The following is a 13853-nucleotide window of genomic DNA, read 5'->3' as shown; positions in this document are numbered from 1 at the left end:
GTCCCGGCCGGCCCTGATTCCCGCGGAACTCCGGGGCCGTTGTAGAAACTACAATCTACGCGCGCCGAGCTTTGAATTCCACCAATGACAGAGATGTGGGTCACACATCACAGTGGATACCACAAGTTCCAAGCGTCACCACGAGGAGAGATCATGGCCAACCTAAGAGTCGCCGTAGATGTTGGAGGAACCTTCACCGACGTCTGCATCTTTGATGATGAAACCCAGAGCATGCGCGTCACCAAGGTTCCCTCCACCCCGCATGATCCGATGGAAGCGGTGATGAGCGGCGTGCGCCGCGCCGAGGTCAACCTGGCCGACGTCTCGCTGTTCTCGCACGGCACCACCGTTGCCACCAACGCGCTGATCACCCGCCGCTTCCCGAAGGCCGCCATGGTCACCACCCGCGGCTTCCGCGACGCCATTGAAATCGGCGACGGCACCAAGGACGATTTGTGGGACGCCTACAATGACGTCTCCGGCCCGTACATCCGCCGCCGCGACCGCTTCGAGGTCACCGAGCGCACCGACTACGCCGGCAATATCATTACCGAACTGGATGAGACCGAGGCCCGCCAGCTCGCCGCCTTGCTGCGCAAGCGCGGGGTCACCACCGTGGCGGTCTGCTTCCTGAACTCCTACGCCAACCCGGCCAACGAGATCCGCATGCGCGAGATCCTCGAGGAGGAGCTGCCGGACACCGCGATCTCCGCCTCCGCGGAAATCCTGCCCGAGATCTTCGAGCACGACCGCTTCAACACCACCGTCTCCAACGCGGTGCTCGCCCCGCTGGTCACCGGCTACGTGGACCGCCTGGCCACTGAGCTGAAGGCCGGCGGCTACGCCGGCGACCTGCTGCTGCTGCACTCCGGCGGCGGCTCCATGACCCCGCGCATGGTCAAGCGCTACCCGGTCCGCCTGGCGGCCTCCGGCATCGCGGCCGGCGCCATCGCCGCCAAGCACGTCGCCGCCCAGTGCGGCTTCGAGAACGCGGTGGGCCTGGACATGGGAGGCACCTCCACCGACATCTGCCTGGTCTCCGGCGGCGAGCTGCGCATCACCAAGGAATGGCAGGTCGAATACGGCCACCCGATCGTCTTCCCATCCATCGAGGTGCTGACCATCGGCGCCGGCGGCGGCTCGCTGGCCCACCTGGACATCGCCGGCTCGCTGCGCAACGGACCCCAGTCCGCGGGCGCGGCCCCGGGCCCCGCCTGCTACAACACCGGTGGCGAGGCGCCGACCAACTGCGACGCCAACGTCGCGATGAACCGCCTGGGCACCACCCTGGCCGGCGGCGCCCGCGAGCTGGACCGCTCGCTGTCGCTGGAAGCCATCGACCGGGTCATCGGCAAGCCGCTGGGCATGAGCACCGAGCAGGCGGCGCACGCAATCGTCCAGGTCGCCAACGCCAACATGGCCGACGCTGTCCGCCTGGTCTCCATCCGCCGCGGCTACGACCCGCGCGACTTCGCCCTGATCGCCTTCGGCGGCGCCGGAGCCCTGCACGGCGCGGAAGTGGCCCGCGAGCTGTCCATCCCGACCGTGGTGGTCCCCGCCAACCCGGGTGTCACCTCGGCGCTGGGCTGCCTGCTGGTGGACATCCGCCACGACCTCTCGCTGATGTACAACGCCCCGGCCAACCAGGTCGACCCGAAGGACGTGGAAGCCGAATTCGCCGCCCTGGAAAAGGAAGCCACCGCCCGCCTGCGCCACGAGGGCGTGGCGGACGAGGACGCCATGCTGCAGCGCGAGATCTCCATGCGCTACGCCGGCCAGTGGCGTTCGCTGGCGGTGCCGATGGGCCAGGGCCCGGGCGCCCTGCAGCAGGCGGTTCAGACCTTCCACCAGCAGCATGAGAAGGAATTCGCCTTCAGCCAGGAAGACCAGCCGGTGGAGATCTACCAGCTGGGCCTGAGCGCCATCGGCAAGACCCCGAAGCCGGGCTTCGTGCCTGCCACCGAGCTCACCGCGGATCCGGGCGCACCGGCCTCCCGCCGCGAGGTGTACTTCGGCGCCGACGGCTGGGTGGACACCCCGGTCTACGAGCGCAGCCTGCTTCCGGCCGGCGCCACCTTCGAAGGCCCTGCGATCATCGACCAGCTGGACTCCACCACCGTGGTCCCGCCGCACACCACCGCCGAAATCGACGGCTGGGGCAACATCCGCATCCACCTGCACAACCTAGAGAATTCTTCGGAGGGTTAAAGTGACTCAGATTATCCAGACCCCAGCTGTCCGCAGTTCCGGCCCAGCGCTGGACCCGGTCACCTTCGAGGTGCTGAAGAACGCGTTCGCCACCTCCGTGGACCTGATGAGCGAACAGATCCTGCGCACCTGCTACTCGTTCGTCATCTACTCCCGCGATTTCTCCTCCGCCCTGTGCGACGCGGCGGGCAACACGGTGATGCAGGGCTCGGGCGACATCGCGGTGCACGTGGGCACCTTGCACTTCCAGTGCAAGGCGGTGCTGGAACAGTTCGGCACCGACATCCACGACGGGGACGTCTTCGCGATCAACGACCCGTACCGCGGCGGCACCCACTTCAACGACGTCTCCTTTATCCGCCCGATCTTCTCCCAGGGGGAAATCATCGGCTTCGCCCAGAACAAGGGGCACTGGGCTGATATCGGCGGCAACGTGCCGGGTTCCTTCGATGTGAACGCCAAGGAGCACTTCGGCGAGGGCCTGCGCATCACCCCGGTGCGCGTCTACTCCAAGCACGTGTTCCTGCACGACGTGGCGCAGCTGCTGGTCTCCAACACCCGCGCCCCGGAACAGGCCATGGGAGACCTGCACGCGCAGTCGGAGGCCACCGCGGTCTGCGAGCGCGAGATCCTGCGCCTGGTGGAGAAGTACGGCAAGGACACCGTGGTCACCGCGATGCAGGAAACCCAGGACTACGTGGAGCGCATCGTGCTGCGCCAGCTGGAGGACCTGCCGCGCGGCACCTGGGAGACCACCGACTACCTGGACGTGGACCCGGGCAAGGGCGAAGGCCTGGTGCCGATCAAGATCAAGCTGACCCTGGACGGCACGGGCATCCACTACGACCTGTCCGAATCCGCCCCGGCGGTGGCGACCTTCCTGAACTCCGGCTACGGCACCAGCCACTCGGCCATCTATGCGGGAACCAAGACCTTCTTCCCCGAGGTGCCGCTGAACTCCGGCTTCTACGCCGCGGTGCAGGCGGAGATCGGCGAGGAGGGCTCGGTGGTGAACGCCGGCTGGCCGCACGCGGTGACCGGCTTCTGCTCCGGCCCGTACGAGAAGATCATGAACGGCATCTTCGAGCTGTGGAGCCAGATCATGCCGGAGCGCGCCATGGCCTGCGCGTTCAACCTGGAATACCTGCTGGTGGGCGGCCGCGATGCCCGCACCAGCGAGGAGAACTACTTCATGTGGTACGACTGGATGGCCGGAGGCTGGGGCGGACGCTCCTCCAAGGACGGCTCGTCCGCCACCGCGCCGGTCTTCGGCCCGGGCCTGGCGGTGCAGCCGGTGGAAGGCCAGGAGCGCCTGTCCCCCGTGCTGACCACCAAGCACGAGATCGCCATCGACTCGGCCGGACCGGGACGCTTCCGCGGCGGACTGGGCATCGAAAAGGGCGGCATGCTCACCGATGCGCACTCCACCGTCATGAGCTACTGCTGCGACCGTTCGCGCTCCATCACCTGGGGCATCGAGGGCGGCCTGCCTTCCATCCCGCACGGCGTGTGGCTGAACCAGGGCACCGAGGACGAGCGCTTCCTGGGCTCCATCTTCTCCTCGGTCCCGATCCAGCCAGGGGACGTGTTCACCCGCCCGTCCGCCGGCGGCGGAGGCTTCGGCGACCCGCTGGAGCGCACCCCGGAGGAAGTGCTGGAGGACATCATTGACGGCTATGTCTCCATCGACCGCGCCGCGGCCGACTACGGCGTGGTCATCGAGGAAGTCGACGCCGAACTGGACGACTACCGCATCCTGGCCGAGGACACCGAGGCGCTGCGCACCCAGATCCGCGCCAGCCGCCGCGGCTGGCTGGAAGAGGACGCCGAAGCGGTGGCCGCCCGCTACCGCGAAGGCACCGTGGACATGCTGGATGTCATCCGCCGCCACGGCGTGATCCTGCACTGGGGCACCGGCGAACTGCTGGGGAACTCCACCACCCAGTACCGCCAGCTGATGCAGCGCCGCTCGGCCGCCCACTGGGACGCCTAGCCTCAACTGAATCCGCAACATTGCACCACCCATTGCACCATTAGGTGCAGCCGAGGCGGTGCGGGGAAGATCCCACTAAGATCATTCCCCGCACCGCCTCAAACACCCGCCGACACTCGCGGCACACCGTTCGACACGCTTCACCCGGCCACCCCGCCCGGACATTCTTGGTTCCCCGCGGCCCCGGCAGTTCTTCCTTGCATCACCCACATCAGGCCCAGGCCATACCCGCGCACTCGCTTCGGGATGTGATGGCTCGCGCCATATCCAAAGGAGAAGTTCCATGTCAACAAACTCGTCCACCGATCTACCCGAGGTGGAGCAGCCCACCGGGGAGAAGATGAGCGCAGGCTCGCTGTCCATGGCCTGGTACGGCCTGGTATCGGCCATGTTCTTCATCTACATCGGGGCATCGCTCGCCCAGGCCTACGGCACCATCGATACACTCATCGGCCTAGCCATCACCATTGTCATCTACGGCGCCATCAACCGGATCCTGGCCGGCTACGCGCTGCGCAGCGGGCTGACCGTCGCGCAGTTCTCCCGCACGCTGCTGGGCCGCAAGGGCGCGGTCCTGGCCACCCTGATCTTCGCCGCCACCGCCATCTACTATGCGGTCTTCGAAGGAGCCATCCTGGGCTACGCCTTCCAGGCGCAGTTCGGCGGACCGATCCAGCTCTGGTACGCGCTCGTGGTGCTCTACACGCTCCCGCTGATTGCCGGAGGCATCCAGCGCTGGCTGGACAAGATCAACGGCTGGCTGCTGCCGATCTATTGGGGCGGCCTGCTCACCGCGGTCATCTGGGCTTCCATCGCCCACCCCGGCGGCAGCTCCTGGCTGACCCACTCCACCGGCCCCCTGCCCTTCACCGCCGGCGGCCCCGGCTGGCTGGCCACCTGCGCCGCTTTCATGGGCGTATGGATCCTGATGATGTACACCGTGGACTTCGCCTCGCTGGGACGCGCCAAGGACGTCAAGGTCCACCAGCGATACACCTTCGGCTGGCTCTTCTACACCCTGGCCTTCGGCGCCAACTCGCTGATCGGCATCTACCTGACCTTCACCATCCCGGGTGCAGAAGCCACCGAAACCGGAGTCGCCGGCGCACTGGTGCAGCTCATGGGACCGCTGGGCCTGCTGGTCATCTTCGTTTCCCAGACCCGCATCAACACCGCGAACTACGCCCTGGGCATCTCCAACCTGAAGGAATTCGGTTCCCGGGCTCTGGGCCTGAAGCTGCCGAGCCTGGCGTGGGTATTCATCGGTGCGGTCATCATCTACCTGCTCATGCTGCTGCCAGTAGTCCAGTACCTGTTGCTGGCGCTGTCCTGGCAGGGCGCGCTGGTCACCGGCTGGGTTGCCATTGCCCTGGTTCATATCCGCTATGAGAAGAAGTTCTCGCTCCAGCCGGACAGCCCGAACCTGCCAGACCGCACGTTCCCGGCATTCAACGCCGCCGGCGTCAGCGCCTGGGTCATCTCCGCCGCCGTGGGCATCGCCATGGTCCAATCCGGTAGCGCATGGGGCGCGAACCTCGGCGTCTTCATCACGCCGGTCCTGGCCGCGACAATCTACGCGATCTGGAACCCGGGCGCGCGCGCCAAGCGACACCATGATGCGCTGGCATCGGTCAAGCAGCTGTAGCTCGACCTTTGCCTTCTCAAAACACCAACACAGAGCATTGATGTATCACATTGCTGGCCACCGGCTGTTTACCCGGTGGCCAGCAACGCTTCGTAGTTCGAGTTCTACTTGAAGAAATTCCGCACACACATTAGCTACGTAGAGAGATATTATCTGCAGCGGTAGGCCAGCCGTACCATGGAACTTGGTTTCCATGGCTGTTACATGCAGTTCACAGATTTAGTCACGGATTCCTAGTAAAGATACCCGGTTCGGACTCGCATAGCGCCTTCGGACGGAGCATCTGTACTTCGAGCGCTGCAGCGATACACCACCATGCGCGCCGAGAAACGAGCATGAAGCCCTCATCCCAGGCCGTGGCGAAAGAATGGTCCACCGAGTCCCTCAGCCCAGTCGACAAGAATGCGCTCTTCGATGCATTCCCGGTCAGCCGGGCTGACTCTGGTGGATCGGGGGCGCTTTTCTGGGACGTGGGTTCAGCCGGTAATGCCAGGTCGAACGGGAGACCCCGGTGATTTTGAGGGCTTGGCGTTGAGAACCGGTCAGGCTAGCCAGTGTTCGGATCAGTTCGTTTTCCGAAGCGATGAATTCTTGCGCCCCTCGGTCATCGAAATGGCGGGCACTCGCTCGTTCAGCTTGTGCAAGAGCCCGATAGCTTTTCAAAGGGCCTCGTTGGTCCCTCGAGCTGGCGGACGGGTTCACGCGATGCTTTAAGCTCTGCTTCATGTGCTGTTTGTTCATTGGCACGGGCTTTTTCGAAAGCCGATCGCTGGCTCGGGCTGGTGTTCATGCTTCCATGATCTCGTGGAACGAGGTTGCGGTCGAGGTCTCCTTCGAAGACCACCTTGTTCCATCGGTAGAACGTGGCCCAGGAGAAGGGCTGCTGTTGCAGCCATTCGATCAGGGTGCTGTGGGGCTGCAGGTTGTATTGGTGGACGTATTCCCTGATTTCTTCGCGGGTGACGCCGACTGTACTCATGAGGGATTTCCTTCTGGTCTGTGGTGGATCTCTGCTGACTCACTTACAGCCTGACGAAGAGCGGCGGCTCCAAGTTCTCTGACATCGCGATACGAGCTGCCACGAGTTGCCAGTAACAGCCCGGGAAGAGTCACTTCGGAACAATACTTTGACGAGTCAAGATTCCTCCGGGAGCGGACAACATTCTAATTACGTTACCGAGATGAACCAGACCCCTGTCTTCCAGGGCTGAGTTAGACCACCGGTTCATAGACAGTTATCCTCGCCGGCAAGGAAGCGGTGTTGGGTCATATAACTGCGGTTGTGTTTGTCTTGTCTTCGCGTTCCAGGCCTGCCCATGACAATACGAAAAGCGGTGGATACCGGGGCTACGCGCTCGCTGGCGGACTGGTGCACAGTGAACGGCAGGACGCTGCTGTAGTGGCGTGAGCAGGGGAACCGCGAGACTAGAACTCCAGGATTGCACTTAGATCATCAAAACTGAATCAATCATATGTCGAAGAAGTGGACCTCGATGCCCGAAGATCGGCGCTATTCAGCCGATTCGAGCGTGCCGGAAATGCAGAAAGACCGCTGAGCCCCGGAAGGTGGGGAACTCAACGGCCATTGGCCCAAAGGAGAAACAGCCAGGTTCAGATGCTCAATTACACCTCTATGTAAAACTAAAGTAGCTAAACCAGAAATAAAGTCTCGCGCCATGAACGCACTGTAACACGTAACACAAGACCAGGAGCGATCAGTTATGACTAGAATAAAACAAGCCCATATTAAGCCAAGTCTAGAGAAAACTGCTCAACCACGCAACCGACCATTCAACAGCGTCGCAACAGAAAGAAACACAATGAAGGTATCATCGAAACTGCATGACGGACGCATTAATGCGTGGAACATTCTTCTTGAAATCAAAATCGGCGACTACGAAGAACTAGTCGCCGGCGTATTGACTAATAATGTGTACCAACGAAAACGCGTGGGATCATCAAAAACCGTATATTCATTGCTCCGAGAAGACCTCAAACGCGGTTGTATAATTCCACCAGTCGTATTGGCTTTGACCAACTCAGCAACCGATGCATCTCGCATCGATGACTCAGAACTCAGTGAGTACATAAAGGAAAATGCACAAGACCTGATCATTCTTGATGGGCTACAAAGAACGTACACAATTCTTGACCTTCTAAAGGAACTTCGGCGCAGTGAAGATGAACAGGGCCTGAAGGAGGTGCTCAGCGCGACCATTCGTATAGAAATATATATCGGAATCAACCGACTAGGAATTCTTTACAGAATGTTGACACTTAATACCGGTCAAACCCCGATGTCATTACGTCAACAAATTGAAATGCTATATTTGGGTTATTTGGATAAAGATATAGAAGGAATTCAACTAGTTCGCGAGGCAGATGGAACTACAGCCAATGGTCCTGGAAAGTATAACTTTAAAGACGTTATCGACGGCTTCAATGCTTACCTTGATCGCGATGAGCTGCCTATCTGGTTGGGTCCCCGGAAAGTAGTCCAGTGACTATGCGAGTACTCGTGTCCGACAATGGACACAGGAGGAATCACAGAAACAATGGCACGCAGACACACACCAGACCAGGTCATCGCTAAAGTCCGTCAAGGACAAAAGATGCTCAACGACGGACACCCGATGATCGAGGTCATCAAGGAACTTCAGATCACCGAAGCTACTTGGTACCGCTGGATCAACCAGTACGGGTCCGAGAAAAACGCTGAAGCCAGCAAACGTACCAAGGAGCTAGAGAAGGAAAACGCGCGCCTCAAGAAGCTGCTCGCTGATCAGATGCTCGCCAACGACATCCTTACTGAGGTTGCCAAGGGAAAATTCTAAGCCCCGAACCACGCCGCCGTGCTGTACGGATGGCGATGGAAAAATTCGGGGCGTCCGAACGCTTCGCTTGCCACGTTCTGGGCCAGAACCGCTCGGCACTACGTAAGAAAAAAACACCGATGAGCTTTGACGAAGCGCAGCTACGAGCCGACTTGAGGGCTGTCGCGTCTAAGCATCCAACGTGGGGGTGGCGCAAAGCCCGCTGGCACTTGCTGGCCACCGAACGATGGAATGACACTGTCTTGAACAGCAAGCGCATCCGACGATTATGGCGAGAAGAAGGCTTGGTCTGTAAGCCCAAGCGTCGAAAGAAGCGGCGCACCGGCCCAGACGCTGGGGAACAGAAGCGGTTGACCGCCGAGTACCCGATGCATGTACTGAGCTTTGATTTCCAGTCGGATGTCACTTCTTGTGGCCGTCATATCCGGTTCTTCAATGTCATTGATGAGTACACGCGGACCGCTTTGGCGATCATTCCCCGCAGGTCTTTTAAAGCTGCTGATGTGGTGGCTGTTTTGGAGGACATCATTGCTGAAACTGGGATCCAGCCAACGTTTGTGCGGTGTGATAACGGGCCTGAGTTCACTGCTGACGCGCTGGTGGATTGGTGCAACACTGTGGGGGTGTCCACTGCGTTTATCGATCCGGGCTCACCTTGGCAGAACGGTTTTATCGAGTCGTTCAATGCGCAGTTCCGGCGTGAACAGCTTTCCGGGGAAATTATGGACACTATGGTGGAAGCGAAGTATTTGGCTGATGAATGGAAAGACATTTACAATCATGAGCGTCCCCATGGGTCTTTGGATGGGTTGACGCCGTCCCGGTTTTGGGATGAGTGGGTTAGAGAGAATCAGTTAGCTATCGCATAGCTGCTGGACTGCTTAAAGGGACCCAACCATATCGATAAAGCGGATATTCTTGAGAACATCAATAGTCTAGAAAAACTCTCTCGCGAGGATGAGACTTCAGAACTATTCGAACAGTTTGTGCGAATAGTAAACGCACTAATCGAAAAAATTGCCTCCGAGGAAACCGCGGGTTACTTGTCAGAAGAGTATCTTGAACTCGACTCTGCCCCATTTGGTAAGAGCTCGATGCAGGTATTCAAGAAACCGCAGGCGATGTCGGGCCTCGGAGCTGCATTGGGAAAGCTTATCGACTTTGAGATCATCGCGGGACTTGAATCCGTCTTCGACGTTATCCCACGCATCGAACCCGGGGGCGACACCTATCTCGAAGAAATCAATCGCTCTCTTTCATGGCTAAAGTCAAACGCCAAGAAAATTGGCAATGCCCAACGAACTTTTTTCAGCTTCTACTTCAGAGATTTATTCAACCCAGATTCGGAAAGTTACTTGAATCTGCAACTTGCAGCAAAAACCGCGCTTCGCAAATACCAAGCGCAGAATTTCTAGATTTCCATGAAAGATGAAAAAATTAGATGGATTGGTAAAATCCACAATGGTACACATAACTTCACGGTAACCGAAAACGATCAGGATACAACTAATTTTCTCGAGGTGACTACACCCCTCGATCTATTCAAACCTACCTTATCTCACAAATATAAAGTAGTTCCACTATTCTATCGGGCCATCGCAGAGAACGATATTCGAGAAGTTTTCGATCAGGATAAAAAAGAACGCGTTGGAATGTGTATTCCTTCAGCATCACTGGGATCTATCGACCATGATTTTGCTCAAAAGCGACTTTTCGTCAGTTACGCCTACCAAGCAATTAACCATGGACTTTCCGACGAAGAGTTCAGGGGACTTATTTCTGTTCCTCACGGAGAACAAGAAATAAATTTTTCTGAACTATTTCACGAGGATCTGTGCTTTCTTGTAATATGCCTAAGCAATGTACCCAATGGTGAATTTTCTATTGATAGATACATTCCTAGTCTAGTTGAGCATGGGTACATATACGACCGACACGGCAGCAGCACAAAAATCGCTTGGAATCCCCCAAAGTTGGAGCAATCTAATGCGATTAAGATTCGACCTGTCTCAAAGAAATTTGCCGAGACGCATGTAGTATCCAAGCTGCTAACGTCCGCAGTAGCCTACAACAAGAACCCAATTCTAAAGTTCTTCTTCTTGTATCAAATAATTGAATTGCTCATCGAGCAAGTCTACCGGTTGGAAGTCGAATCTATCTTGGGTGAGATAAGTGTTTCTACGGACGCAAGAGATTCCGCAAATTATCGAAAATACATTCGCAAACTACAAGAAGTCAGCAAAGAAAATATTCGAATTGGCAAATTAATCAATAAATATGTTGAAGATAATGTCGATATAAAACCTCTCGGAGAAGCGTGCAATAACTTTCTCGAATCCGTAAATATTGAGCAAGGAGATACACTAGATTCTCACTTTTATATGGTCAGGAACTTCCTTTTTCACCAAGCACGTGACTTACCAGAAAATGCGTCTGATCTGCTTGAATCAATTGTGCTCGAATTTGTAAGTTTCTTACCGATATTACTCAATAAGTATTCTCCGGTTAGTCGTCAGGATCCCGTACTACCTCAACAACCATGATCCATCCTCACCTGTCTATCTGAGCGACTCGGTAGTAAGAAAGAGCTTGCCTTCATTGCCCTGAGGAAGTCAAAGGAATCCAGAAAGCTGGCCAAATGTCAGCCGTTTGCATCTGCTTGCCAAATAGCGTCACTTGGTAGTTGTATTCCGGCGACCTGGTAGGACGGACCCCGGCTACCTGATAGTGCGATTCCGGGCAGTTGGTAGCGCTGGAAGCGGCGCTCCGTAACGGCTCAGAACCCCGTGAGGGGCTCTGAGCCACTACGCTATGAGGGAGAAGGCTCGGGACGAGCTATCAGGGAACGGACGGCAAACCTATTCCCAGAAGTCAGCCGACTCCCGCGCCTTTTCATGCTTCAACTTGCGCATGTCGGCATCTCCCAACAGCAGCCACCTGGTGTTGTTCGCCAACCTGTTCACGATGGAATCCCCGGCCACCCGGTCTGGCATCACTTGCACCCAATACGACGGGTCGGTCTGGCTGGCGATCACCGTTGGCAGCCGGTGCTCCCGATCCGCCAGCACGCCGTAAACATCACTGGCGATGTTCTGGTCCAAACCCACCGTGAGGAAGCCATCGACGATCAACAGGTCAGCCTCCCGTAATCTCTCCAACAACGCGTCATGGTCCCGACCGTTCTCGCGCGCGATCAGCAACTTCCTGGCCAGCACGTCCATCCGTGTATAGATCACCGAATGCTCGCTGTGGCAGGCGGCTATGCCGATAGCGCACGCAACATAGGTTTTCCCGCCGCCGCTGGGCGCGATGATTAGCAAATTCGTCGGATCGTGCCGCCACTGATGCATGGCGTAGCGTTTCATCCGCGCCTCATCGATCTTCCGTCCCGGCCCGTAATGCAGTTCGGCAATCGAGGCCTGCGGCAGCGGAAAGCGAGCTTGCTTGATCAATCGGTCGACCCGGTTCGACCGGCGTGCATCTAAGGAATGCTCCACCGCGGCCATGAACACTTCCTCCGGCAGTAGCTTGTCATTGGCTTCATCCTGCACCAGCTCGAAGAACTTCTGGGCAAACACCGTCAGGCGAAGCTCCTTGATTTTCTGGTGATCTTCGCTGTTAAGCATCATGCCCACCGAACCCCCGGTAGAGCTGGGCATCGCGCACGAAAACCCCTGGCAGGTCCTGCACCCCGCTCAGATCCTTCACGTTCTGCGGCGCCGGCGGCACGGCGGCGGCCTGCTCCCTGGCTAGGGCCAGCGTCGCCATGATCCGTTTAATCGAGGTGTAGGTGGGATAACCGTTCACGTTCAGCAGCTCCTGGCATGCCTGCTCCAGCAGCGTCTTCTTCTTGCCCAGCTCCGAAAGGATATTGCGGCAGGCCAGAAAGGCTTGAGCCTCGATCTTGCTGCGATCCAGGATCTGCGTGATCACCTGGACCGTGGCCGGACCGAACGCCCTAGCCCCGGCGACGAACCATTCCCTGGACCATAATCCCTGCACCTGCTGATGATGCTCAGGAGCGTGGGCCAGCTCGGTGGAATACTGCCCCCGCCGCCCGGTCTTGCGCGCATGCTCGCAGACCTAAACCTGCCCATCAAACATGCTCACCGTGCGCGCGGTCATCCGCACCGAGAGGATCTTCCCAGCCAGCTCATAGGGCACCGAATAATGCTGGTAGTCGCTAGTGACGTGGTAATTCCTGCCCACCTTCAACTGCTTGTATTCCACCGATTCGAACGGATCATCCGGCAATGGCGCCAGCAACGCGGCTTCCTCCGCCTCGAAGAGCTCACGCCGGGTGCTCCCGTTGACCCGGCGCAACCGGTCATTCAGATCCACCAGCCGCTCATGCACCGCATCATTGAGCTCGTCCAAGCACGACCATGTCTGGGAGGCCAGATAGCCGATGATCCGGGTTTCCACCGCCTGGACCATCCGCTCAACATGTGCCTTGTCGCGGGGGCGATTCTTTCTGGCTGGCACGATGGCGCACTGGTAATGCTCTGCCAGCTGGCGGTACGCTGCGGTCACGACAACCTCGGAGTCCTTGCCTCGACGCCTACGCGTAGCGGTGTGCGCGTTATCCGGAACGATCAGCTGGGGAACCCCACCATAGAAGGACAGCGCGTTCACGTGCGCCTGATTCCAGGACTCCTGCTTCATCGTGCTAAACGCTTTGCAGAACACCAGCCCGGAATACGGCAAGGACGCCACGAAGAAGTACGCTTTCCGGGTCTGTCTGAGCTGGTACACGGTGATGAGCTGGTTCTTGGCTGTTCGGTATTTAAAGGCATCAAGTTGCCACAGGGCCATGGCCGTTGACCGTGCGAAGGGAACGTAGGAAGATTTGGGTCGCTTGCGAGGGTTGCGGTCCACGTGACCCACGCCGGCCAGTAAGCGGCCGATTGTAGCAATTGACGGAATCTTGCCGCCTGGGAAAGTGTCTTCGTTGATCGTTGCTTCGTAGTGAATGGTTTTGGGTCCGTAGTCCCACCCATCCTTTGTGAGTTTCTGGCGGATCTTCACCAGCTCGTTGATCACTTCTGGGCCGTATTTCCTGGCTGGTTCTCTTGGTGCTCTGGATTGCGGGTGGAGAGCCGCAGCCGATTCGTTGATTGCTCTGTGCCGAAGTCGATAGAAAATACTTCGGGAGATTTTTTGAGTCTTGAGC

Annotated in this window: 10 protein-coding genes and 1 pseudogene; 7 read left to right on the top strand and 4 right to left on the bottom strand. The window is 58.3% G+C overall.

The genetic code is table 11. The features are described from left to right. The first annotated feature begins 153 nt into the window (after nt 1-153). The 3 genes from ATC04_RS02285 (at nt 154) to ATC04_RS02275 (ending at nt 5846) form a co-directional block, all read left to right on the top strand. The gene (locus tag ATC04_RS02285; RefSeq protein ID WP_047120312.1) at nt 154-2208 is read left to right on the top strand and encodes a hydantoinase/oxoprolinase family protein; all 2055 of its coding nucleotides are present in this window, start codon (nt 154-156) and stop codon (nt 2206-2208) included. A 1-nt stretch (nt 2209) separates the two neighbouring features. Then, nucleotides 2210-4201: a hydantoinase B/oxoprolinase family protein gene (locus tag ATC04_RS02280; RefSeq protein WP_152666903.1), complete on the top strand. Its 1992-nt coding sequence runs from the start codon at nt 2210-2212 to the stop codon at nt 4199-4201. Between the two features lie 283 nt (nt 4202-4484). After that, nucleotides 4485-5846, top strand: coding sequence for a permease (locus tag ATC04_RS02275; protein ID WP_047120313.1), 1362 nt, complete (start codon nt 4485-4487; stop codon nt 5844-5846). Nucleotides 5847-6477: 631 nt separating this feature from the next. Here the strand turns inward: ATC04_RS02275 and ATC04_RS02270 are convergent. After that, entirely contained in the window at nt 6478-6825 is a 348-nt protein-coding gene (locus ATC04_RS02270; RefSeq protein WP_082124011.1) for a hypothetical protein, read from the bottom strand. A gap of 742 nt (nt 6826-7567) precedes the next feature. On the opposite strand from ATC04_RS02270, the gene ATC04_RS19170 reads away from it, so the two are divergent. From ATC04_RS19170 to ATC04_RS19165, 4 genes are all read left to right on the top strand, one after another. After that, on the top strand, nt 7568-8350 hold the full coding sequence (locus ATC04_RS19170; protein ID WP_152666904.1) for a hypothetical protein: 783 nt from the start codon (nt 7568-7570) through the stop codon (nt 8348-8350). 51 nt (nt 8351-8401) lie between these two features. Further along, nucleotides 8402-9549 (top strand): IS3-like element ISAar3 family transposase gene (locus ATC04_RS02260; protein WP_149597804.1). Its coding sequence is split into 2 segments (ribosomal slippage): nt 8402-8675 and nt 8675-9549, totalling 1149 coding nucleotides; the frame shifts between segments, so codons are not numbered across the junction. A gap of 174 nt (nt 9550-9723) precedes the next feature. Continuing rightward, entirely contained in the window at nt 9724-10095 is a 372-nt protein-coding gene (locus ATC04_RS02255) for a hypothetical protein (RefSeq protein WP_152666905.1), read from the top strand. Nucleotides 10096-10101: 6 nt separating this feature from the next. Further along, nucleotides 10102-11223: a hypothetical protein gene (locus ATC04_RS19165; RefSeq protein WP_152666906.1), complete on the top strand. Its 1122-nt coding sequence runs from the start codon at nt 10102-10104 to the stop codon at nt 11221-11223. Nucleotides 11224-11538: 315 nt separating this feature from the next. Here ATC04_RS19165 and ATC04_RS02250 read toward each other — a convergent pair whose 3' ends face one another. The 3 genes and pseudogenes from ATC04_RS02250 to ATC04_RS19160 form a co-directional block, all read right to left on the bottom strand. Next, the gene (locus ATC04_RS02250; protein WP_231735884.1) at nt 11539-12309 is read right to left on the bottom strand and encodes an ATP-binding protein; all 771 of its coding nucleotides are present in this window, start codon (nt 12307-12309) and stop codon (nt 11539-11541) included. After that, nucleotides 12299-12613: a hypothetical protein gene (locus tag ATC04_RS02245; RefSeq protein WP_152666907.1), complete on the bottom strand. Its 315-nt coding sequence runs from the start codon at nt 12611-12613 to the stop codon at nt 12299-12301. Before ATC04_RS02245 ends, ATC04_RS02250 begins: the two co-directional genes overlap by 11 nt. Nucleotides 12614-12763: 150 nt before the next feature. Then, nucleotides 12764-13849, bottom strand: a pseudogene (locus tag ATC04_RS19160) (DDE-type integrase/transposase/recombinase); the annotation flags it as partial. Nucleotides 13850-13853: the final 4 nt, after the last annotated feature.

Origin of the sequence: Arthrobacter sp. YC-RL1, from assembly GCF_001454985.1 — a bacterium.
Lineage (GTDB): Bacteria > Actinomycetota > Actinomycetes > Actinomycetales > Micrococcaceae > Glutamicibacter > Glutamicibacter soli.
This window is presented reverse-complemented; position numbering and strand designations above follow the sequence as displayed.

What these genes read in the sequence shown, in the direction of transcription:
- ATC04_RS02270 (WP_082124011.1), bottom strand. Translation starts at nt 6,825, where the DNA reads ATGAGTACAGTCGGCGTCACCCGCGAAGAAATCAGGGAATACGTCCAC.
- ATC04_RS02250 (WP_231735884.1), bottom strand. Translation starts at nt 12,309, where the DNA reads ATGATGCTTAACAGCGAAGATCACCAGAAAATCAAGGAGCTTCGCCTG.
- ATC04_RS02275 (WP_047120313.1), top strand. Translation starts at nt 4,485, where the DNA reads ATGTCAACAAACTCGTCCACCGATCTACCCGAGGTGGAGCAGCCCACC.
- ATC04_RS02285 (WP_047120312.1), top strand. Translation starts at nt 154, where the DNA reads ATGGCCAACCTAAGAGTCGCCGTAGATGTTGGAGGAACCTTCACCGAC.
- ATC04_RS19165 (WP_152666906.1), top strand. Translation starts at nt 10,102, where the DNA reads ATGAAAGATGAAAAAATTAGATGGATTGGTAAAATCCACAATGGTACA.
- ATC04_RS19170 (WP_152666904.1), top strand. Translation starts at nt 7,568, where the DNA reads ATGACTAGAATAAAACAAGCCCATATTAAGCCAAGTCTAGAGAAAACT.